Source organism: Kitasatospora sp. NPDC001225, assembly GCF_053597855.1.
On sequence record NZ_JBSFJC010000133.1, the window covers coordinates 1 to 21,533 of the forward strand.

Here is a 21,533-nt window from a genome sequence, read left to right on the forward strand (position 1 = left end):
GGCGAGACCTCCGCCAGCTCGCGACCCATGCCGACCCACTGACTGCCCTGCCCCGGGAAGACCCCGCGGCCCCCGGCAGGCCCGAGGCAGCGCCGCCGGCCAGCAGGGCGCCGGCCGAGGCGAGCAGGCCCCGGCGGTTCGGTCCGTACGGGCCCGGCCGGTCCGTCATGTCCACCACCCCGTTCCCCCGCGATCCGGGTCTCTCCGTGACGACTGCCGCTGCCAACGGTCCCACACGCGACCGGAGTTGAGAACAGAACGCGTCCTGTCAGCCGGGCTGACCCGACGCGCGGGAACGGGCCCCGGGGCGACGGCTGACGGACGGTCGGCCGGACCGGAGGGGCCTGCGACACCGCCTGTCCGAGGGCGCGGATAGGGTGACGTGCCCGTGCCGCGCGGCCGACCTGTCGGCGTGCGGCCTTTCGTCGTGTCAGGAGATATCTGGGTGAAGACCCGTATGACAGCGCTCCGGAGCGCCGCGGTCGTCGCGGCGGCCGTCCTCATGGCGGCGCCCGCCGCCGGCTCCGCCGTAGCCGCCCCCGCCGGAAGCCCGGACACCAAGAAGGTGACCTACCAGGGCCGCGTCTTCCAGGTGCCCACGGCCTGGCCGGTCGTCGACCTGGCCGCGGACCCGCAGGCCTGCGTCCGCTTCGACCAGCACGCGGTGTACCTCGGCCACCCGGGCGAACAGCAGGTCTGCCCGCCGCGGTTGACCGGCCGCTCGGAGGCCCTGCTGGTCGAGCCCGCCGCCGGCGCCGCGCCCGACCGGGAGGGCTCCAACCCGGTCGCGCAGACGATCCGCGCGGAGGACGGCGTCGTCGCGGTGACCGGTACGTACGACACGGACCAGCCGCTGGTGCGGCGGATCATCACCAGTGCCGGGCTCACCCCCGCGCCGGAACACCGACCGGAGCCGGCGCCCGCCGCAGCCCCGACGGCCCCCGCCGCGAAGTCCGCCACGCCCAAGTCCGCCGCCGCGCCGTCCAGCCGGGCCATGGCCGCACCGATGGCCGCCGCGGCCCAGGTGCCCGCGTCGGCGACGAACTACACCGGCAAGGGCTTCGACGCCTGCACGGCGCCCTCCGGCGCCGCGATGAACGCGTGGATGACCTCCTCCCCGTACCGGGCGGTCGGCATCTACATCGGCGGTGTCAGGCGGGGCTGCGCCCAGCCGAACCTGACGTCCTCCTGGGTCCAGCAGCAGCAGTCCGCGGGCTGGTCCTTCATGCCGCTGTACGTCGGCGTGCAGGCCCCGAAGATCGCCTATCCCGCCACCGAGGGCGCCAACGCCGCCGACGACGCGGTGGCCCAGGCCCAGGCCCTCGGCTTCGGCCCCGGCACGATCCTCTACTACGACATGGAGGGCTACACCACCCCGCAGTACTCGGCCACGGTGCTCGCCTTCCTCACCGCCTGGACCAATGAACTGCACGCCTGGGGCTACAACTCCGGCGTCTACAGCAGCTCCTCGTCCGGCATGAAGGACCTCGCCGCCAACGCCGGCAACAGCGCCTACACCATGCCCGACGCCGTCTTCAGCGCCAACTGGAACGGCAAGGAGGACACCGCCGACCCGTCGATACCGGCCGGCTACTGGTCCAACCACCAGCGCGCCCACCAGTACGCCTCGCCGGCGAACCCGGAGAGCTGGGGCGGCTACTCGATAGCGATCGACCAGGACTACGTCGACATCCAGCTCACCAGCGCCCCGCCCTCCCTGTCCTCCGCGCTCTTCCTCGGCGTGCGCCAGAGCTCGGGCGCCTGGCCCGGCTTCAGCCCGCTGACGGGCGGGGCGGGCGTCTTCCGCGGCTCGGAGGCCGCGATCGCCGGGCTGCCGGGAGGCTCCTCGCAGGAGCTGGGCATCGGCCTGGACGGCCGGCTCTACCACGGGGTCCGCGCCGCGAACGGCAGCTGGAGCGGCTTCGCCGCGCTCCCCGACGACGGCACGCCCGCCACCCAGGCCCGCCGGGCCGCCATCGCGGGCCTGCCGGACGGCTCCTCGCAGGTGCTGACCGTCGGCAGCGACGGCAACGTCTACCACCGGATCCGCCTCTCCGACGGCAACTGGTCCGGCTTCGCCCCGCTCCCCGGCGTCGGCACCCCGACCATGGCGGCCGGGGACGTCGCCATCGCCGGCCTGCCCGACGGCTCCGCCCAGGTCCTGGCGATCGGCAACGACGGCAACGTCTACCACGAGACCCGCTTCTCCAACGGCAGTTGGAGCGGCTTCGCCCCGCTCCCCGGGGTGAACAGCTCGCGGATGGCGGCCGGCCGGGTGGCCATCACGGGCCTGTCGGACGGTTCCTCGCAGGTCCTGGCGATCGGCAACGACGGCAACGTCTACCACCAGACCCGCTTCGCCGACGGCAACTGGTCCGGCTTCGCCGCGCTCCCCGGCGTCGGCACGCCCACCATGGCCGCGCGGACGGTCGGCATCGCCGGCCTGCCGGACGGCTCGTCCCAGGTGGCGGTGGTCGGCGGCGACGGCAACGTCTACCACGAGACCCGCTTCGGCAACGGCTCCTGGTCCGGCTTCGCCGCCGTCCAGGGCCCGTACGGCGCGAGCACCTTCCCGGCCCAGCGCGCCGCCATCGCGGGCCTGCCGGACGGCTCCAGCCAGCTCGTGGTCACCCGCAGCTGACCCGCTCCCACCCCGCACCCGACGCCCCCGCCCCCGGCAGCCCCGGAGGCGGGGGCGTCTGGCTCGATGAAGGTTCTCCGCCCTGACCGGCGCAGGAGCGGCCGCGACTCTGCTGGGGCAGCCTGACGGACGGCCGCCGGACGTCGTCGTGGTGTCGGTCACCGCAGATTCTCGGCGACGCGGACGAGTTCCTCGTCCGAGAGCCGCGGGGGACCGCCGGTCGTGACGACGAAGGTGTAGGTCCCGTCCGACCAAGTCAGCGAACGGGGCCCGCCGTTCGGATCGGATTGCGTGATGGCCGCGGGGTGGCCCTTGACCAGGGCGGCCCGGCCCTCCGGTGGTGCGCTGTTCCGGAGGGTCTGGCTGATGATCAGATTGCCTTGTTCAGGGCCCGTCCCCAGTCGGTACCCGCTGGCCCAGGCCGGAGTGTCGGTCGGGAGCGGGGCCAGACCGGGCAGGTGGACCATCCTGCCCGCGGGATAGGGGGAGTAGTTCTCCGGCAGGAACACGGGCCGCAGGAGGTCGCGCTCGTCGAAGTGGACGGCGGGCTTGCCGGAGGCGTCGTTCAGCGCCCTGGTCCCGAGCGGTTTGTTCAGGTGGGTCGTGATCTGTCCGATGCCACCCGGGTCGCAGAACCCCGGGGGGACTGTGTGCCGCAGGGAGACCTTCACCGCGTCGGCGGACTCGCGGGCCACGAGTTCGGGCTGCTTCTCACAACCCCACCCGATGCTCAGCGTCAGGGTCCGGCCGTCCGAGCCGACCAGCAGCGGCTTGCCGGCCACGGTGCCCTCGTAGACCCTGGTCTCCGGGACCCGGTTCATCCAGGCGTTGATCGCGAACCCGCCGCCGAGCAGGGCTATGGCAGCCCCGGCGGTCAGGCGGATCCGTCGTCCGTGTTTCGACATGTGACGGACCGTACCTTGCGTCGTGGGCCCCGCCCCCGGCGGTCGTGGCCGCACCGCGTCAGCGAGGCCGACGGCCGGCCGTCGGCTGCTCGACACCCGGCCCGCCGGCGTGCGGCACCTGGACATAGCCCTCGGCCGGCACCGGCAGCGCGTCGATGCATGCCGTCGAACAGGCGTTGACCAGCAGCGGCAGGACGTCGGCGCCCGACGTCCACAGGGAGATCCAGGCCTGACGGAGGTTCACGCCCTCGACGCGCCGGTCGCAGACGCTGCACGTACGGATCGCCGAGGCACCCCACACGCCGGGGTCGAGGTCCTCGACGTCGACGCCCCGGGCGGCGGCCGCCGTCGGCAGCTGCGGGAAGGGCGGCCGCCGCTTGTAGTTCCCGTACACGGCCCGGGTGCTCACCGTACTGCGACGCAGGTCGGCACACCGGGTGATCTCGTACGGGAACCAGTGCAGGCGGTAGGAGGTGTACGGGGTGAACTCCTCAAGGCTGCGCATCGCGCCGATCTCGGGTGGGATGCGTACCAGGTTGCTGCCGTACAGCACGAGGTGCTTGACCGAGGTGAGCTTGGCAATGGTCGGCGGGAGCGTGACGACCTGGCGCCGCTGTTCCGCGGTGAGTTCCACGAGCGGCTTGAAGACCTCACGTCCGTCGGCCGCCGCTTCTTCGACCAGTTCGAGAAGGCGGATCCATCCCGGTGCGGTGGTGTCCTGACGTTCCCGGTGGAAGCGGGTCGGCCGCTGCGGCCTGGTGCTGAGGTGCTCGATGCACGTGCAGAGATCGCGGGGCGAACCGTGGCCGCCGGCGTCAGCCCAACGGTTCGAGAACACCTGCGGCTTCGGCTCCTCACTCATCCGCTCACACTAGCGTCTCGGTCGACGGGTCGTGGGGGCCCGACCGGATCCTGGGCAGACGCCCGCCGGACACGGTAGTTCCAGCGCGTGAGTGACCGGACGACGGAGGCGGAGCCGACGGGGTTGGCGCTGTGGACGTAGACCGTTCCGATCCGGAAGGGCCGTCCCTCGAAGGCCGCTTCTTCCAGGAGGGCCACCACGGGCATGACGGTGTCGTCGCCGCCGAGGTCGTGGTCGAGCCAGAGTTCGTCGATGAAGCCGTCGCGGTGCTCCTCCAGGAGCCGGGTGCCTTCGCGGCTGGTGCGGGCGATCCGTGTGGCCCGGGGGAGCGGTCGCAGGTCGTCGATGCCGAGGACGACGGGCACCGGTGCGGTGGGCGCTTCTTCCATCGGGCCAGTTTCACAGCGGGCGGGCTGGACGGCCACGGGTTATCGGGCCGCTGCCCGGCGGGCGGCCGGGCACACGCCTGGCCCTGGTCGGTCCCGGCCTCCCGCAGCGCTGCCGACGCCGACGAGCGGCCCCAGGTGCACCGTCCGGGCGGCGGCTCGGCACCGACCCAACCGGTGCCGGCCCGCCGGATCCCTGTCAGCGCCGCCGCGATTCGGCCGACATTGCCGAAGCGCACAGCCTGGACAGGCTGTGCCGACCCAAATACAGTGAGTCCCCGGCCCGCAGCGGCAGGAAAGAAAATGGGAGCGTAAGGCGGGGGGGTCTGTGATGCCGTCCTATCCCGCAATTCGATGGGCTTCCCTTTTCGGGAAGCGGCTCACGGGGCCGGCGGGGGCGTATGCACGGAGCGGTCCGAAACGCTCCCGCGGGCGGACGCGGAAACGGCCGGACCGAGTACGCCGAACTCGCGTATGCCGAACTGAGTACGCTCCCCAAGCCCGATATCCGGCGCCGAAGACGCTGTCGGCCGCGGCGCCGGGTTCGACTCGTCCGCTACACCTCAGACAGAAGGAGAGAGGCCATCATGCCTTTGTCGGCAGCCGACCTCGCAAAGCTCGGAGACGCACCGGTCACGATCCAGTCGACGTTCTTCCCGAACGTGTTCCTGCGCATGGACGGAACGGGGGTGACCGCCTCCGCCGACCACGGCGGAGGGACGGTCAACTGTCAGTACGGCACCGGCCCCTGGACGGCGTACAGGGTCCGGCCGCAGACCGACGGCTCGTACTCGTTCGAGTCGGCGGCCTTCCCGAACGTGTTCCTGCGCATGGACGGAAACGGCGTCCCCGTCACCATGGCCGGAGGCGGGACGGTCAACTGCCAATACGGCATCGGCCCCTGGGAGAAGTTCAACGCCCGTGCCCAGGCCGACGGTTCGTTCTCCTTCGAGTCGGCGGCGTTCCCGGGTATCTTCCTGAGGATGGTGACCGGCAGCGGGGTGACCTCCGCCACCGGCCCCGGGGGGACGGTGAACTGCCAGGTCAAGGCCAACGGCGGCGAGAACGAGAAATTCTATCTCGACAAGGCCCAGTAGACGGGCTCGCCCGGTGGCCATGCCCCGGATCCTCGCGGAAGAACGCGTGATACCGGGGAGGTGAAATCGCCCGGGTCGGCTTATTGGAGCCGGCCCGGGCGATTTCGTGCGCGGAAATGTCAGGTCGCGAGCGAAACGCATTTCGAACCTCCGGGTGCGCGAGGGGCGCACAGGCACAGAGCGGGTTCATCTGTTCGAGTTCCGTCGGGACTATGGGGCCCCTGGTCCTGGGGAGGAAGGAGGGCATCTGGGCGGGCGTCCCCGGGCAATGGGCCCGATGAGAGGCGACCGCCCGCCGCCCGGGCACGTCACCCGGCCCTGCCGGTGCCGCCGGGCCGAAGGAAGGTTCCCATGCGCAGAAGCGTCCTCCCCCTCGTCTCCTCCGCCCCGCTGGTGTTGGTGCTGTCCCTGCTGGGCGCTCCCGTCCCGGTACAGGCGGCGCCCAGGGCGCCCGCCGGACCGGCCTCGGCCGCTCCGACCAGGGCCATCGGCACGTTCGCGGTCCGTGCCCAGGACTGCGGGCCCTGGGGCTGCCAGTACGCGCTGGCCTACTTCGTCCTGGAGGACCCCGCCGGCTGCTACGCCGTGCCGCCCGCTCCCTCGTCGGTCGGCTCGCGGTGGACGCGGTGGGGGAACGGTACGGACCGGAACGCGCAGCTGTTCACCGACGGCGCGTGTGCCGGGGCGGCCGACGCGGTCCTGGGGGAGAAGTCCACGATCGAGTTCAGCGAAGCCCCGTACCACTCGGTCCGCTTCGGCTGAGCGCAGGGGAGACCACCGCCACCGGGACCCTCCGGCGTCCCGGCGACGCCTTCGCCGTCGTCGTGGGCATCAGCGCAGGAGGGTGGCGAGGAGTTCGGCGATGGTGGGGCCGGCGTCGGCGGGGTGACGCAGTTGCTTGCTGGTGACGACGCGGTAGTGGTTGGTGCGGCCGCGGCGTTCGTGGCTGAGGTATCCGGCCTGTTCGAGGTCGGCGATGATGCGTTGGACGGCGCGTTCGGTGAGCAGGCAGCTGGTGGCGATGTCGCGCACGCGGATGCCGGGGTCGCGGGCGATCTGGACCAGCACGCGGGCGTGGTTGGTCAGGAAGGTCCATTGACGTTCGGGCGTCGTGCTGTTGTCCATCCCTCCACGATAGGACTCCTGTTTCACGACTGCTGATACACGATAGAAGATTCGTGCAATGGTTGACATGTCTGATGGACGGGCGAAGACTGGAACAGCCGCACTCCGCAGTGCCTCCGCCGCGGATCCGACGGCGGTACTGCTTCTGGAGATGGTTCCAATGGACCCGATGAGCAGGCACGGGCTGGAACGGCTGAGGTCCCGGCTGGTCGACTGCCTGGGGCCGCCCCGCGAGGGCGGTCGGGACCCCCGCACCTGCGGGGAGCCGCTGTGCCGGCAGGTGCGCCACGCCGTCACCGGCGTCGACGCCTACCTGACGGCCCTCGAAGAGGGCAGCAGCACCGCGTCGGGGCTTCACGAGCGGGCCCTCGACCTGTGGCAGGACCTCGAACGCATCGCGTCCGCCCGGCCCGGGCGGGCCGCCGTCGACGGAGGGTCCGGCGTGCCCGCACGGCGCGGCTCCCGGCCCGAGGAGTGGGCCGTGCCGCCCTGCCTGAAGGCGGAGACCGTCCGGGTCGGTGACGCCCTCGTGTGCTTCTTCACCGGGGACATGGTCCTGGACGGCGAGCCCGTCGCCGCCCGGGCACTCGATGCCGCGCTCGTCCGGCGTCCCGCCCTGCTCGCGGTCGACCTGGCGGGTGTGGAGCTGTTCACCTGCACCGGTCTCAACCTGCTCCTCGTCGCCCGTCGGCGCGCGCTCGACATCGGCATCCCCGTGGTGCTGGTCGCCCCCTCCGGGCGGACGCTGCGGGTGCTGGAGCTCACCGGGACCGCCGCGCTGTTCCCCGTCCACCCCACCGTCGAGGACGCCCTGCGGCACCGCCCGCTTCCCGCCCCGCGCCCCGACGGAGGGTGACCATCCGGGCGGGACGGTTGAGCCGGCAGCCGGGACACCCGACCGGCGGCCGGTCCAACCGTCCCGCCGGCGCCCGCCGTCCCGATCGTCATCCGCTACGGCGGGCGTGTAGCCGTGGCCGAACCGGGCAGGCGTCGGACATGGACCAGGACATGGACGATGGGCAGTCGACCGACGCGAGCCCCGGGCGGCGTGGCCGTTCACGGTCACCGGAGCCGGGGGAGTCCGGATCCGCCCCGGCCCGGCGCGCTACACCGTACGCGGTGGCCGCACCGCGGCGAACGTACCGACGTGAGGAGGCCGGCATGGACCGCTTCGGGCACGTGCTGCTGCCCGGGCCGAACGGCACGACCGGCCCGGGCGGAGCGCCACCACCCATCGAGGTCCCGGGTACGGAGGAGACCAGACGGCTCGCGTTCTCCGGTCGCGAGGGCGCCGTGCAAGCGGGCCTTGAACTCACCCGGGAGGCGCTGCGGTCCTGGTCCTGGCTGCCCACCGCGGACGAGGAACGACTGGCGGTCGCCGAGGACCTCCTGCTGATGGTCGCCGAACTGGTCACCAATGCCTGCCTGCACACCTCCGGTGGACCGGGCGAACTGCGGCTGAGGTGGGACGGGCGCCGTCTGCGGGCGGAGGTCACGGACACCAGCCCGGTGCCGCCCGAGCTGCGCCCGCACGCCGACCCGGGCCGTCCGGGCCGACACGGCCTGCGCGTGGTGGACCGACTCGCGCGGTCCTGGGGCTGTACCCCCGAGGGTGGCGGAAAGCTGGTCTGGCTGGAGGTCGCGCTCCCGCCGGGCCCGCCGAACCGCCGCGAACGCCGGATCTGAGGGCTGGAGCCGGGGTCCTTCCCGACCGGGCCCGGTCCACGGTGGTCCGTGACCAGCCGAAGCCGGGCAGGAGAACAGCCGGAACGCGCGTCGGAAGCCGATTCCCGGGTAGAAGGCGAAGTGGTGGCCGTGATTGTTCCGGCCGCTTCGAGCACCTGGACGGTGCCACCGGGACCGCGCTTGAAAAAGCCGGGCACAGGTCCTGGGGAAGAAGTCCGCGATGCGCGGTACCAGCCCGCACGCGTCGTCGGGCGTTCACCCTGATGTGCTGGAGAACTCAAGTGTCCATCCGCATGGAAACCACCGACCGCCGATCCGCGCCCCCGAGCCTGCCGCCCGATCTGCCACCAAGACCGACCGCGGCCGAACTCCGCCGCATGGGGAAGTCCGAGGCGCGGGAGCTCAGCGACGCGCTGTTCGAGCGGCTGGCCGGGCTGGCCCGCGAGAGCCGCGCCTACAGCTACGTCCGCGGCACGATCATCGAGCTCAACATGCCGCTGGTGCGCTTCATCGCCGCCCGCTACCGGCACCGGGCCGAGGACATGGAGGACATCCTCCAGGTCGGCACGATCGGCCTGATCAAGGCCGTCGACGGCTACGACCCGCAGCGCGGCGTCGAGTTCGTCACCTACGCGATCCCCACCATCACCGGCGAGATCAAGCGGTTCTTCCGCGACACCTCCTGGCCGGTGCGCGTCCCGCGCAGCATGCAGGAGCTCTACCTCGCCGTCGCCCGCGACTCCGACCGCCTGGAGCAGGAACTCGGCCGGCTGCCACGGCCCGAGGAGATCGCCGAGGACCTGCACCTCACCGTCGAACAGGCCACCGAGGGACTCCTGGCGGGCCGGGCCTGCCGCCCCAACTCCCTGGACGCACTGCGTGACCAGGACACCGACGAGACCGGCAGCGCCCTGCTCGACCGGCTCGGCGACTGCGACCCCGGCATCGAACTCGCCGACTTCCGCACCGCCGTCCGCCCACTGCTGGCCCGCCTGCCCGAACGCGAGCAGACCGTCCTCAAGCTGCGCTTCTGGGACGGCTGCACCCAGTCCCGGATAGCGGAGCGAATCGGCGTCTCCCAGATGCACGTCTCCCGGCTGCTCAGTGCCACCCTCGCCCTGCTGCGCGAGCAGTTGGACGACCTGGATGCCGACGGCTGGGCCGACGGACCGGGGCCGGAGGGAGCCGGCTGAAGCGGTCCGGCGCGAGGCCGTGGGGGAGTTCCCGAGGAGCCAAATCCCGTGGCCTCTCCCGGCCATCCGCGTGGCGGAGGCCCTTGTCGCCCCGGGAGCACAGATCTTCGTCTACGAGTTCTCCCGACGTCCTGGACGGCTGGGCACCTGCCACATGGCGGAGATCGGCCTGGTCTTCGGAGCCACCGACCCGCTCCTCGGGGCGCCTCCGAAGGAGCCGTCCGGCCGGATGCTCGCCGCATGGCTCGCCTTCGCCCGCGAGGGACGGCCGAACCCGAGGGCGGGACGACCGGTGCGGGGTCTCAGATCCCCGCGCCGCGGATGTCCGCGTGCACCCGGGCCGCCAGATCGGCGAGTTCGTCGGCGTCCCGCGCGTTCGTCTGGAGGTCGAGCAGCACCTCGTCAGCCCCCGCGGCCGCGTAGCCGGCCGTGTCCTGGACGATCTGCTCGACCGTGCCGACGAAGGGCTTCCGCTCGGCATCGCGTACCGGGGCCTCGGTGATCCGGACGTTCGCCCTCGCGCAGACCTGGATCGCGCCCGCATCGCGGCCGTACAACGCGGCCCGCTCGCCGATCTCACGCCGCAGGACGGCCAGTTGCCCGGGCGTCATGCCTGTCGGCAGCCAGCCGTCGGCGCGGCGGGCGACCCGGTCCAGGGCATTGCCGCCGGACGCCGCCAGGTAGACGGGCACGGGGCGTACGGGCTTCGGCCCGACCTCCGCCTCGTCGATCAGGGCGTGCCTGCCCCGGTACGACACGGGGTCGGGGCCCCACACCGCCGCGCAGACGTCCAGCAGTTCGTCCAGGACGGCTCCGCGCTCCTCGAACGGCGCGTGCCCGGCCGCCGCGTGCTCGTCCAGCGACCAGCCCGTCCCCAGCCCCGCGACGACCCGGCCGCCGCTCGCCGCGTCCAGCGTCGCGAGGGCGCGGGCCAGCTGGAACGGGCCGTGCAGGGGCGCGACCAGGACGCTGCTGCCGAGCCGGGCCCGCTCCGTTGCCGCGGCGGCGAGCGAGAGCACCACCAGCGGATGGGCGACCGACCGGTAGGAGTCCGGCCAGGCCAGCCCCGGCACGTCGTACAGGCCCTGCCGCGGCCGCTCGGGGACCAGCACCCGCTCGAAGACCCACAGACTGTCGTAGCCGATCCGCTCCGCCGCCCGTGCCACCGCCGCCGGAGCACGCGCGAGGTCGTACCACTTCATCTGCGGCAGCCCGAGTCCCAAGCGAATGGCCATGGCTCGATCCTGGCCTCCCGCGCCCCCGGCCGCAGCCGTTGTACCCCCGTCCGCACGACGCGCGCCGGTCAGGGCGCGCGCGGTTCAGCTGCCTGCTGCCGGGGCGCGATGCCCGAACGGGCCGCCTTCCGGCGGGTCCGGGTCCGGGACCGGGTCCGGGTCCGGGTCCGGAGGGGAGGCTTCGAGCACCGCCCGGGCGTCGGCGAGGGCCTGTGCGAGCTCGGCGGTCCGGCCGGGTTCGAGACGGTCGCGTCTGTGCCCCGGCGGGCGGCGACGCTGAGCGGCGGGTTCGGCCGAGTTCCGGCCGACAGCGCCGCACCTCTCACTCCCGCCAGCGGGGAGCCTCGTCGTCCGGGGTGTCAGGGCTGGCGAAGTGGAAGGGGACCGACAGGTGCCCGGCCAGGGCCCGGCCCGCGTGTTCGGCGGCCGCGGCGCACACGAGCTGTCCGCTGCCGACTCCTTCCCCGTCCAGGTAGCGCCTGGCCGTGGTGGAGTAGACGGTGGCCAACGGGTGCTCCTGCGCCGGGTCCTCGGTGATCGCCAGCAGGACCGTGAACCAGTCGTGGACGGTGTCGCCGTCCCAGACCGCCTCGATCGCCACGACGCGGCCGGGGCAGCCGGCGGCACGGAACGCCAGGGACTCCAGGTCGAGGGGGCTGTCGGGGCTCCGGGCGATCCGGTCGCCGTGGTGGGTGTAGCGGTCGTTGACGATGTCCTGCGCGATGCGGATGCCGATGCCGGAGGGGACGCGGCCGACATCGACGACGGTCCGCAGCGCGTGGAAGAGGGAGTCCTGGAGGACGTACCCGTCGATCTCGTCGCGGATCCCCGCAGGCAGGCTCTCCCACCATGCGGCCCGCGCCGCCTCGTCCATCTCCACCGGTTCCTCCCCCGCCTCGCTGCGGCCCTTCCCGACAGGGCAGTGCGCCACGGTACCCGAGGCGGTACGAACGAGCGCCCGAATTTTCCTGTCCACCCCCCGACGCGCCCTCGCTCCGTGCCCGACGACCCCGGTCGCACCTGTGTGATCGGGATACCCGAGCCCGGCGGCGAGGACGTGCTCTCCTGAGCCCGGCGCCTGTGGGAGCCCGAGGGGCACGCGGCTGGCGGCGCGCCAACCGGATATGCGTCGAGTGCGCCGCACCCGGGATGATCACGATCAGCGGGAGGGGGGCTCCTGCCGCGACAGCGCCAGCTTTCGGCGTCCTCGGTCGATGTCGGTGACGACGACCAGGACTTCGTCGCCGACTCCTACGACCTCCTGCGGCGTCCGTACGGGTGTCCGTGCGAGGTCCTTGAGGTGGATCAGCCCCTCGACCCCGTCGGCGACCTGGACGAAGGCGCCGAACGGGACCAGCCGGGTGACCCTTCCGCGCAGTGTCCGGCCCGCGGCGACTCCGTCGGCGAAGTCCTGGAAGGGGTCCGGCCGCGTAGCCCGCAAGGACAGCCTGGCCTCCCCGTTCGTGGTGTCGAAGTGGAGGAACCCGCACGAGACGCGCTCACCGACCCGGACGATGTCCGTGGCCGTCTCGAAGTGACACCAGGACAGTTCGGGGATCGTGATGAACCCGACCCCCGGGAAGACCGGATGGCCGGGCCCGTCGTCCAGCGCCACGAACACGCCGAACGACTCGATCGACGCGACCGTGCCGGCGAGGATCTGGCCTGGGGCGAGCCGCTTCAGAAAGGCCCACAGCTCCGGGTTCCCGGTGGCTGCCATGGACAGCCGTACGCGGCCCGCGGGCGGGTCGACGGCGATGACCTCGGCGGTGATCCGCTGACCGACCTCCACACCCTCGCTCCGAGGCCGCCCCCAGGGCAGGTCCAACGAGCCGACGAACCCCAGCGGTCTCGCCGGGAACCCGTCCAACGTCACCGCCACCCCGGAGCGGGTGACCTCTGATGCGACCCCGCCGCACAGGTCGCCGACGCGGATCGCTGACAGAAAGCTCCGTACGGCGCGGTCCTCCGGTACTTCGCGCATGGCGGCAAGCCTTTCACGAAGGGAGGGGCGGGTTGCCAGGAGGCGGGTGTCGGACTCGGTTCGGGCGGGAACGTGCCGGTCCGCCTGCGGGTTGATGCCCCTGCTCGGGGCAGCACGACCGCCGAAGGTTCAACCACCATGGAAGTGCAGGCCGACGGACTCTGGAGAGCGGGGGAGGATTGCGCCAGTGTCGCACCGATGTTCCTCACCCCCGAGACAAGGCTGTCGGCGTGGCGGCGGAACCGTCGTCGTCAGGGGTCGTTCCTAGACTCTGGCCCATGGGACTTTCGATATCAGTGGGACTCCTCTACGACCAGGCTCGCAACGATGCGGAAGGTCTCGACCATCACCGGTCGGCCTTCGCCCGCCTCGGCCGGGCGCTCGTGGAGGAAGGGATCAGCTGGCACGAGCCGGAGATCACCGATCCGCCTCGTGCCCGTACCTTCTCCGGTGGCTTTCCCTACGGGTACCTGACCCAGCTGCGCCGCATCCTGGTGCTCGTGAACCTCGGCGAACCCGTCACGTCGGCTCTGGAGGTCAGCGGGCGCCAGTTCGACCGCGATTGCGAGAAGATCCAGGATGAGACGTCGAGGCTGGCCTCCCATCTGCTCTGCCACTCCGACAGCTCCGGCTACTACGTGCCGGTCGAGTTCGAGGATCCGCTCTTCCTCCCTGACGAGGCGGCAGTCGAGGGCGCCGGAATCGTCGGCTCCAGTCAGCGCCTGCTGGCTGAATTGTCGGACCTGGCGCCGTCGATCGGCATCAACCTCGACGACGAGAGCGTTCCCTCCGGTTCGGGGGAAGCTCGGGATCTCGCGGTGGACGGACCGTTCGCGACGGAGCGCTTCACCTGGTACCAGCTCTATCGGGCGTGCCTGGCAAGCATCAAGGGCGGCCACGCCATCGTGTTCCACTGACTCATCCCCGGCAGTGGTCACCCCCGGCGGGCCCCTTGGGGTTGGGGGTCTCGGCGGGGGCACCCCGCCCCGAAGGCGGGGCGGGGTGGGTGCGGTCAGTGGGCGAGGATGCGCAGGGTGGAGTTGACGGTGAGGTAGAAGGTGTGGGTGTCGGGGCCGAGAGCCAGACCGGTGACCCAGGCGAGGCCGGTGATCTCCTCGGCGGGGACGAGGGTGTTGGTCGCGGTGTCGAGGGCGAGGACCGAGGCCTTGCCGTCGGAGCTGGTGAGGTCCTGCTGGAGCAGGTGGAGCCGGGTGCCGTCGGCGGACACCGTGGGGTTCTGCAGCCACTGGCCGGGGGCGATGTCGAGGGTGGTGAGGGTGTCGGTGGCGAGGTCTACGGCGTAGCCGGTGCCGTTGTTGCCCACGCCGTAGAGGCGGGTGGCGTCCGGGGAGAGGGCCAGGATCGGGCGGGAGCCGATGGTGGCGGCGGTGGTTCCGGTGATGGTCGGGGTCGTGGTGCTGGTGTCCAGGCGGACCAGGTTCTCGTCGGTGGCGGTGTACGCGGTGTCGCCGTTCGGGGGCGTGACGATCGAGCCGAGGTAGTGGCCGGGGACCGGGACGGCGGTGGTGTAGGCCTGCTGCTGCGGGGAGAAGGACAGGACCCGGGCGCCCGGCTCGGCCGGGCGGTGGTAGCGGGCCGGTCCGTCCTGGCCGACGTAGACGGTGGCGCCGTCGGGGCTGACGGCCAGGGAGGTGAGGGCGCCGGGGAAGGTGCCGTCGGGTCGCGGCTGGTCGGGTGCCTCGGTGCTGGAGACGACGGTGTCGGTGGCCGTGTCGATGGCGCCCAGGCTGGACAGTGGTGCCTTGCGGGCGGTGGAGAAGAGCACGTAGACGCGCGAGCCGTCGGGGCTGACGGCCAGCGGTCCCGGGCCGGCGCCGAGACCGGTGGACAGTGTCACCACCGCGGTGATGGCGCCGCTCTGGGTGTCGACCACCTTCACCTTGGCGCCCTTGGTGGTGTCCTTCACCGCGACGTAGGCCTTGTGCCCGTCCGGGCTGACGGCCACCGAGGCGGGGGACGAGTCCAGTTCGACGGTCTGCGGGACGCCCGGGACCGGGCCGCCGGAGGTGTGGGTGGCGGCGCCGGCGGAGCCGGACCCGGTGAGCAGCAGCGCTCCCGCCACCGCCAGGGAGCCTAACCAGCGGGCCTTCGAGACAAGCGAGTTCATGTAACCCTCCCCTTCGTACACCGCGGGTCCCCGCGGTGGAAGGAAAACGCTACGGGACGAAGCCGGTCCGGGGTGCGGCTTCACCCAGGAGGTGACGGCCGCAGGGGGAAGTGGCAGGCGGCCAGGTGGTCGTCGGGGCCGTAGGCGGTCAGCGGTGGCTCGACCTCGGCGCAGATCTGCTGCGCCGCCGCGCAGCGGGTGCGGAAGCGGCAGCCGGACGGCGGGTCGATCGCGGAGGGGAGTTCCCCGGCGACGCCTCGGTTGCTCCTGGCCCGTTCCACCGCGGGGTCGGCGACGGGGACGGTGTCGAGCAGGCCGCGGGTGTAGTGGTGCACCGGCCGGGCGTACACCGACGGCGCGGGGCCGATCTCCACCAGCTTGCCGAGGTACATCACGCCGATCCGGTCGGACAGGTAGCGGACCACGGACAGGTCGTGCGAGATGAACAGGTACGACAGGCCGAGTTCGCCCTGGAGGTCGCGCATCAGGTTGAGCACCTGGGACTGGATCGACACGTCGAGGGCCGAGACGGGCTCGTCGGCGACGATGAGCCGGGGGCTGAGGGCCAAGGCGCGGGCCAGTCCGATGCGTTGGCGCTGGCCGCCGGAGAACTCGTGCGGGTAGCGTTCGAGGGCGGTGAGCGGCAGGCCGACCAGGTCGAAGATCTGCCGGATCCGCCGGTCGCGGTCGGCCGGGCCGTCGACCCGGTGGATGTCGAGCGGTTCGCGCATGATCGAGTGGACCGGCATCCGCGGGTTCATGGCCGCGTAGGAGTCCTGGAACATCAGCTGGACGTCGCGCCGCAGCCGGCGCCGTTCGGCCCGTGGCGCCTGGGCGAGGTCGCGGCCCTGGAACACCAGGCTGCCGCTGGTGGGCCGTTCCAGGCCGACGATGAGTTTGCCGACGGTGGTCTTGCCGCAGCCGGACTCGCCGACCAGGCCGAGCGTCTCTCCCCGGCGGACGGTCAGGGAGAGGTCGGCGACGGCGCTGACGGCGCCGACGGTCCGGCGCAGGACGAGGCCGTTGGTGACCGGGTACTGCTTGACCAGGTGCTCGACGCGCAGCAGCGGTTCGGCCGCCGGGCCGTCGGCCGCCGCCGTCACCTCGTCGGTCACCGCCGGAGCCTGTACAGCCGTCGTCCGTGCTGTGGACCGGACGCCCGATCCGGCCTCGCCGACCGGGAAGTAGCACGCGTAGCGGTGGTCCGGGACCTCCCCGGACAGCGGCGGATCCTGCGCGTGGCACTGCTCGGTGGCGTAGCGGCAGCGCGCGGCGAAGCGGCAGCCGGGCGGGGGAGTGGTCAGGTCCGGTGGCAGGCCGGGGATCGAGTAGAGCCGGCCGCCGGAGCGGGCGGAGCGTTCCGGCAGCGAGGCGAACAGCGCCTCGGTGTACGGGTGGCGGGGGTTGCCGTAGAGCGCCTCGGTGCCGGTGGTCTCGACGACCTTCCCGGCGTACATGACGGCGATCCGGTCGGCCCGTCCGGCGATGACGCCGAGGTCGTGGGTGACCAGGATGACGGCCATGCCGAGCTGCTGCTTGAGGTGGTCGATGAGTTCGAGGATCTGCTTCTGGACGGTGACGTCGAGGGCGGTGGTCGGCTCGTCGGCGATGAGCAGTTTGGGTTCGTTGGCCAGGGCCATGGCGATCATGGCCCGTTGGCGCATGCCGCCGGACAGTTCGTGCGGGTAGACCAGGGCCCGCCGGGCCGGGCTGGGCATGCCGACCAGGTTCAGCATCTCGACGGCGCGTTCGTGCGCCTCCCTGCGGGAGGCCCGGCGGTGGATGCGGACGGACTCGGAGATCTGCCGGCCGATGGTCATGGTGGGGTTGAGCGAGGTGGTCGGGTCCTGGAAGATCATCCCGATGTCGTTGCCGCGCACCCGGTCCATCGTCGTGGGGCCGAGCGCGAGCAGGTCGCGGCCGTCGAGCAGGACGCTGCCGCCGACGACGCTGCCGCCGTTCGGCAGCAGCTGCATGATCGACATGGCGGTCATGGTCTTGCCGCAGCCCGACTCGCCGACGATGCCGAGGGTCTCGCCCGCGTCCACCGCGAGGTCGACGCCGTCCAGGGCCCGCACCACCGAGTGCTTCAGCCGGATCTCGGTGCGCAGGCCGGTCACTTCGAGGAGCGCCACTGCCGGAACCTCCGTCGGTTCACCGTTTCCGCAGGCGGGTTTCGAAGGCGTCGCGCAGGGCGTCGCCGATCACGTTGAAGCAGAGGATGAGCAGGATGATCACGGCGGCGGGCGGGTAGATCATCCACCAGTAGCCCTGGCCGGCGTAGTTGGTGCCGACGTCGAGCATGCCGCCCAGGTCGTTGTCGGGGGCCTGGAGGCCCAGGCCGATGTAGCTGAGGGTGGAGAGGGCGAAGACCGCGTCGGCGATCGAGAACGTGGTGTTGACGATCGTGGTCCCGATGGTGTTGGGCAGGATGTGCTTCAGCACGATCCGCCCGCCGCCCGCGCCCATCATCCGGGACGCGGAGACGTAGTCCCGGACCTTGATCGCCAGGGCCTCGCCGCGGACCAGGCGGGTGATGCCGAACCAGGAGGTCAGGCCGACCTCCAGGATCAGCATGGTCTTGCTCTTCCCGTAGACGCTGCTGAGGTAGATCAGCAGGAAGATCAGCGGGAAGGACATGAAGGAGTCGATCACCCGCATCATCAGCGCGTCGACCCAGCCGCCCAGGTAGCCCGCGACGGCGCCGTACAGCGCGCCGATGACGGCGGCGATCAGGCCGGCGGCGAGGCCGATCTCCAGGCTGGTCTGCCCGCCGGCCATCACCTTGCCGAGCTCGTCGATGCCGTCGTTGTCGGTGCCGAGCGGGTGCCCGGCGCCCGGCGGCAGGGTGACGGCGGAGAGGTTCACCACCGAGGTGTCGGCGCGGTAGAACAGCGGGCCGAGGAAGCAGAACGCGGTGATCGCGACCAGGACGGCGACGGCGACCAGGGCGAGCCGGTTCTCGGCGAAGACCTCCGCGCCGCGTCGGAGCATCGAGCGGGGCCGCCCGGCGGGCTCCCCGCCGGGGGCGTCGAGCCGGCCGGGCGTCGTGCCGGGCAGGGGCCCGGGCGTCGTACCGGGCGCCGCGGCGGGTGTCGTGCCAGTCGGGGGACGAGACGGGGGACGAGACGGAGTGCCGGGTGTCGGGGCCATCAGGTGAGCCTCACTCGGGGGTCCAGCACGGCGTAGCCGAGGTCGGCCAGCAGCGAACCGACCACGGTGGCCACCGCGGTGAGCAGGGTGGCGGCCAGGGTGATGCCGTAGTCGCTCTGCAGCGCGGCGCGGGTGGTCAGCAGGCCGATGCCCTGGATGTTGAAGACGTACTCGACGATCAGCGCGCCGCCGACCAGCGCGGGCATCGAGAGGCCGACCAGGGTGACCATCGGGATCAGGGCGTTGCGCAGGACGTGGCCGTACAGGGTGCGGCGCCGGGAGGCGCCCTTGGCCTGGGCGGACCGGACGTAGTCCTGGGTGATCTGGTCCAGCACCCCGGAGCGCATGTAGCGGCTGTAGCCGGCCACGGTGGTGAGGGTCAGGGTCAGGACGGGCAGGCAGACGGCCCCGGGGTGGGTCAGCGCCTCGCCGAAGGTGGCCACCTGGTCGTGCACCGAGACCCACTTCAGGTCGTCCTCGAACCACTGCTGGATCAGGAAGCCGATGAAGAAGGTCGGCACCCCGTAGGCGATGAAGGAGAACACCGTGAAGGCGTGGTCCAGCGCGCTGTTGCGGCGGGTGGCCTGGAGCAGGCCCGCCGGTACCGCGATCAGCAGCGCGATCAGCAGCGAGGCGCCGACGATGTAGGCGGAGGCGCCGAGGGCGTTGAACAGCAGGTCGGAGATGGGGCGCTGCTGGATGTAGTCGAAGCCGAGGTCGCCGTGGAGCAGGCCGTCCAGCCAGGTCCAGTACTGCACGTAGACGGGGCGGTCCAGGCCCATCTGGTGGGTCAGGTGGGCGATGGTGGCCGGGGTGGCGTGGGAGCCGAGGATCGCCCGGACCGGGCCGCCCGGCATGAGCTGCATCAGGCCGAAGGAGATGACCGTGACCATCAGCACCGTCACGAGGGCCTGGAACAGCCGACGGATCAGGTAGGCCGTCACCGCCGCCCCCCGAGGGGGGCCGCGGCGCGCTCACGGGTGGCCGTCATTTCGTGTAGTACCAGTACTCCGGCTCGTAGCCCTGGAAGGGGTCGCCGGCGTCGACGTGCAGCTTCCTGGTGACCTCGCTGACCGTGAGCGTGTTGGGGGTGTAGATCACCGGCTGGTCGCCCGCGATGTAGTCCTCGTAGGCGTACAGGTCGTTGACGTCGCTGCCGGTGGTGGTCTTGACGATCAGCTGGTCCAGCTTCGGGTCGGAGAAGCTCCAGACGTTCGGCCCGGCCCCGGTGGCGAACAGCGCGTCGCCGGTCGGGTAGTAGTCGGGGTCGAAGACCCAGCCGCCGTAGAGCAGGGCCTGCCACTGGCATCCGGCCGGCTGGGCGGCGGTGCAGGCCACGCCCTCGTTGCCGATGGTGTTCTGGGTCTGGCTGACGACGGTGATGCCGATGCCCGCCTTGGCCGCGTCCGAGCGCATGTCCGCCGCCATGGTGTCCAGGGCGGCCTGGCCGGAGGGGTAGTTCATGGTGAACGCGGCCTTGGCGCCCGCCGCGATGCCGGCCCCGCACTGGTCGGGGCCGGTGCCCGGGTTCGTGCAGGTGGCCGGGGTGCTGTCGGTGTTCCAGCCGTGGCCGCGCAGCAGCTGCTTGGCGGCCGCCGGGTCGTAGGTGGCCTTCTCGGACTGGCTCTTGGGGGAGAGCGGGTTGCCGGCCGGGAGGCTGGGCACGGCGCCGGTGCTCGGGTAGCCCCAGCCCTTCCAGATGCCGTTGATGATGCCCTGCTGGTCCACGGTGTCCTGGACCGCCTTGGTGAAGTAGGGCTGCTTGAACAGCGGCCCCACGTCCGGGTTGGCGAAGTTGATCTGGTAGTACGAGATCTCGTCCAGGTAGGTCGGGGCCGGGATGTAGTAGCCCGCGCCGCTCAGCGGGTTGCCGGCGTCCGGGTTCTTGGCGTTGAAGGTCGGGGAGTCCTCGGCCGGCAGGTAGCCGACGTCGATGGCGTTGGCGCCGCCGCTGCCGGCCTTCAGGTCCGCGTACTCGGTGGTGTCCGAGGTGTAGGGGACGAAGTCCACCTCGTCGAGGTAGGGCTTCTGCGGTCCCGAGTAGGCGGTGTTCGGCACGATCGCGTACGCGCCGGAGGTGCCGTTGTAGGTCTTGAGCTTCCACGGGCCGTCGACCACCGACCACAGCGGGCTGCCCGCGAAGTCGCCGCCCTTGGTCGACTGCGCGCTGAGGTAGGCGTAGTCGGCGGCGCAGTCGGTCATGGCGGCGTCCGAGCCGAACGCGTCGCCCGCGCAACCGCCCTTCTGGCCTGGGCCGGTGAGGTCCCAGGCGAGCGGCATCGGGGTGATCTGGCTGAGCTCGTCGTCGGTGAACCAGGTCTGGCTGACCGGGGTGTCGAGGGTCAGCGTCAGCGTCTGGCCGGAGGCGGTCGCCGAGGCCACGTTGTCCGGGAAGTACTTGGCGCCGATCGCCGGGTTCGGCGGGGTGTAGTAGCCGCTGTTGGACGTCTCGGCCTTGGCCATGTTGATCCAGAACAGCACGTCCTGGGCGGTGACGTCCTCGCCGTTCGACCACTTCCACGGTTTGACCTGGATGGTGACGGTCTTCCCGTCCGGGCTCCAGGCGGGCGCCTCGCCGAGGGACACCTCCGGGTCCAGGGCGACCTTGTCGTTCAGCCCCCAGTAGTACAGGGGGCGGTAGAACAGCTCCTGGAACTGGCTGGTGTTCACCGTGCTGACCTGGGCCGCGGAGTCGAACGGCCAGATGGCGTCCGGGAAGGTGGAGGGCGCCTCGGCGACCCGCACCACGCCGCCCTGGACCGGGGCCCCGACCGGCCCCGGGCTGCTGCCGCTGCCGCCCCCGCCGCCGCTGCCGCTGGTGCAGGCCGCGGCGGTCGCCACGACCGTGACCAGCGCCACCACTTGTGCGAGTCTGCGCGCTCCTGTGGACTTCGTCATCCTGGGCATGCCCCTCTCACCCCACGTGAACACCAGCGAGTGCTTTCCTTGCGCGATCCGACGGTTCGCCGACGCGGGCATGGCGGTGCCGGGACCGGGCAAGCGTGAGCGGCTTTCCCGACGCCGGGAAGGCACCGGCGTCCGTGGTCGAAGTAGGCCTTCTTGTCGCCGGGGCAGTAGAACGGGCCCACCGCCGAGGTCGCCGGGCCGCAGGCGGTGGAGACCTGGCCGGTGAACAGC

General features: G+C 71.9%; 19 protein-coding genes and 1 pseudogene. 7 read left to right on the top strand and 13 right to left on the bottom strand.

What is annotated here, in order from left to right; translation table 11 throughout:
* The first annotated feature begins 457 nt into the window (after positions 1 to 457).
* Positions 458 to 2,641, top strand: a complete 2,184-nt coding sequence (locus tag ACWDCZ_RS31985; protein WP_449817659.1) for a glycoside hydrolase domain-containing protein — start codon at positions 458 to 460, stop codon at positions 2,639 to 2,641.
* 158 nt (positions 2,642 to 2,799) lie between these two features.
* Here ACWDCZ_RS31985 and ACWDCZ_RS31990 read toward each other — a convergent pair whose 3' ends face one another.
* From ACWDCZ_RS31990 to ACWDCZ_RS32000, 3 genes are read right to left on the bottom strand one after another with little or no spacing between them, the layout of a single operon-like run.
* Entirely contained in the window at positions 2,800 to 3,546 is a 747-nt protein-coding gene (locus tag ACWDCZ_RS31990; protein ID WP_449817660.1) for a hypothetical protein, read from the bottom strand.
* A gap of 58 nt (positions 3,547 to 3,604) precedes the next feature.
* Entirely contained in the window at positions 3,605 to 4,408 is an 804-nt protein-coding gene (locus ACWDCZ_RS31995; RefSeq protein WP_449817661.1) for a leucine-rich repeat domain-containing protein, read from the bottom strand.
* Positions 4,405 to 4,797, bottom strand: a complete 393-nt coding sequence (locus tag ACWDCZ_RS32000) for a cyclic-phosphate processing receiver domain-containing protein (RefSeq protein ID WP_449817662.1) — start codon at positions 4,795 to 4,797, stop codon at positions 4,405 to 4,407. The genes ACWDCZ_RS31995 and ACWDCZ_RS32000 overlap by 4 nt, the downstream gene beginning before the upstream one ends.
* 584 nt (positions 4,798 to 5,381) lie before the next feature.
* Between ACWDCZ_RS32000 and ACWDCZ_RS32005 the strand changes: the two genes are divergently transcribed.
* Both ACWDCZ_RS32005 and ACWDCZ_RS32010 read left to right on the top strand, forming a co-directional pair.
* On the top strand, positions 5,382 to 5,891 hold the full coding sequence (locus ACWDCZ_RS32005; protein WP_449813044.1) for a fascin domain-containing protein: 510 nt from the start codon (positions 5,382 to 5,384) through the stop codon (positions 5,889 to 5,891).
* Positions 5,892 to 6,242: 351 nt separating this feature from the next.
* On the top strand, positions 6,243 to 6,653 hold the full coding sequence (locus ACWDCZ_RS32010) for a hypothetical protein (protein ID WP_449817663.1): 411 nt from the start codon (positions 6,243 to 6,245) through the stop codon (positions 6,651 to 6,653).
* 69 nt (positions 6,654 to 6,722) lie between these two features.
* On the opposite strand, the gene ACWDCZ_RS32015 is transcribed toward ACWDCZ_RS32010, so the two are convergent.
* On the bottom strand, positions 6,723 to 7,016 hold the full coding sequence (locus ACWDCZ_RS32015) for a helix-turn-helix transcriptional regulator (RefSeq protein ID WP_049649322.1): 294 nt from the start codon (positions 7,014 to 7,016) through the stop codon (positions 6,723 to 6,725).
* Positions 7,017 to 7,185: 169 nt separating this feature from the next.
* On the opposite strand from ACWDCZ_RS32015, the gene ACWDCZ_RS32020 reads away from it, so the two are divergent.
* The 3 genes from ACWDCZ_RS32020 to ACWDCZ_RS32030 all read left to right on the top strand — a co-directional run bounded on the left by ACWDCZ_RS32020 (position 7,186) and on the right by ACWDCZ_RS32030 (position 9,895).
* Positions 7,186 to 7,872, top strand: a complete 687-nt coding sequence (locus tag ACWDCZ_RS32020; RefSeq protein WP_375875112.1) for an STAS domain-containing protein — start codon at positions 7,186 to 7,188, stop codon at positions 7,870 to 7,872.
* Positions 7,873 to 8,177: 305 nt separating this feature from the next.
* Entirely contained in the window at positions 8,178 to 8,702 is a 525-nt protein-coding gene (locus ACWDCZ_RS32025) for an ATP-binding protein (RefSeq protein WP_375875111.1), read from the top strand.
* A gap of 293 nt (positions 8,703 to 8,995) precedes the next feature.
* A complete protein-coding gene (locus ACWDCZ_RS32030; RefSeq protein ID WP_449817664.1) occupies positions 8,996 to 9,895 on the top strand; it encodes a SigB/SigF/SigG family RNA polymerase sigma factor in 900 nt (299 codons plus the stop codon).
* A 302-nt stretch (positions 9,896 to 10,197) separates the two neighbouring features.
* On the opposite strand, the gene ACWDCZ_RS32035 is transcribed toward ACWDCZ_RS32030, so the two are convergent.
* From ACWDCZ_RS32035 to ACWDCZ_RS32045, 3 genes are all read right to left on the bottom strand, one after another.
* The gene (locus ACWDCZ_RS32035; protein WP_449817665.1) at positions 10,198 to 11,130 is read right to left on the bottom strand and encodes a TIGR03619 family F420-dependent LLM class oxidoreductase; all 933 of its coding nucleotides are present in this window, start codon (positions 11,128 to 11,130) and stop codon (positions 10,198 to 10,200) included.
* A 322-nt stretch (positions 11,131 to 11,452) separates the two neighbouring features.
* Complete coding sequence (locus tag ACWDCZ_RS32040) at positions 11,453 to 12,004, bottom strand: hypothetical protein (RefSeq protein ID WP_449817666.1); 552 nt, start codon at positions 12,002 to 12,004, stop codon at positions 11,453 to 11,455.
* A gap of 285 nt (positions 12,005 to 12,289) precedes the next feature.
* Positions 12,290 to 13,114, bottom strand: a complete 825-nt coding sequence (locus ACWDCZ_RS32045; protein WP_449817667.1) for a S1 RNA-binding domain-containing protein — start codon at positions 13,112 to 13,114, stop codon at positions 12,290 to 12,292.
* Between the two features lie 278 nt (positions 13,115 to 13,392).
* Here ACWDCZ_RS32045 and ACWDCZ_RS32050 point away from each other — a divergent pair, with 278 nt between their 5' ends.
* Positions 13,393 to 14,031, top strand: coding sequence for a hypothetical protein (locus ACWDCZ_RS32050; RefSeq protein WP_449817668.1), 639 nt, complete (start codon positions 13,393 to 13,395; stop codon positions 14,029 to 14,031).
* 95 nt (positions 14,032 to 14,126) lie between these two features.
* On the opposite strand, the gene ACWDCZ_RS32055 is transcribed toward ACWDCZ_RS32050, so the two are convergent.
* The 6 genes and pseudogenes from ACWDCZ_RS32055 to ACWDCZ_RS32080 all read right to left on the bottom strand — a co-directional run.
* Positions 14,127 to 15,242 carry a hypothetical protein gene (locus ACWDCZ_RS32055; protein ID WP_449817669.1) on the bottom strand — a complete coding sequence of 372 codons (1,116 nt, stop codon included), beginning with the start codon at positions 15,240 to 15,242 and terminating at the stop codon, positions 14,127 to 14,129.
* Positions 15,243 to 15,322: 80 nt separating this feature from the next.
* Positions 15,323 to 17,377, bottom strand: a complete 2,055-nt coding sequence (locus ACWDCZ_RS32060; RefSeq protein WP_449817670.1) for an ABC transporter ATP-binding protein — start codon at positions 17,375 to 17,377, stop codon at positions 15,323 to 15,325.
* A 19-nt stretch (positions 17,378 to 17,396) separates the two neighbouring features.
* On the bottom strand, positions 17,397 to 18,236 hold the full coding sequence (locus ACWDCZ_RS32065) for an ABC transporter permease (protein WP_074006483.1): 840 nt from the start codon (positions 18,234 to 18,236) through the stop codon (positions 17,397 to 17,399).
* A gap of 158 nt (positions 18,237 to 18,394) precedes the next feature.
* Positions 18,395 to 19,339: an ABC transporter permease gene (locus tag ACWDCZ_RS32070; RefSeq protein ID WP_387973106.1), complete on the bottom strand. Its 945-nt coding sequence runs from the start codon at positions 19,337 to 19,339 to the stop codon at positions 18,395 to 18,397.
* A 43-nt stretch (positions 19,340 to 19,382) separates the two neighbouring features.
* Positions 19,383 to 21,302, bottom strand: a complete 1,920-nt coding sequence (locus ACWDCZ_RS32075) for an ABC transporter substrate-binding protein (RefSeq protein WP_449817671.1) — start codon at positions 21,300 to 21,302, stop codon at positions 19,383 to 19,385.
* 131 nt (positions 21,303 to 21,433) lie between these two features.
* Positions 21,434 to 21,533, bottom strand: a pseudogene (locus ACWDCZ_RS32080) (neutral zinc metallopeptidase); the annotation flags it as partial.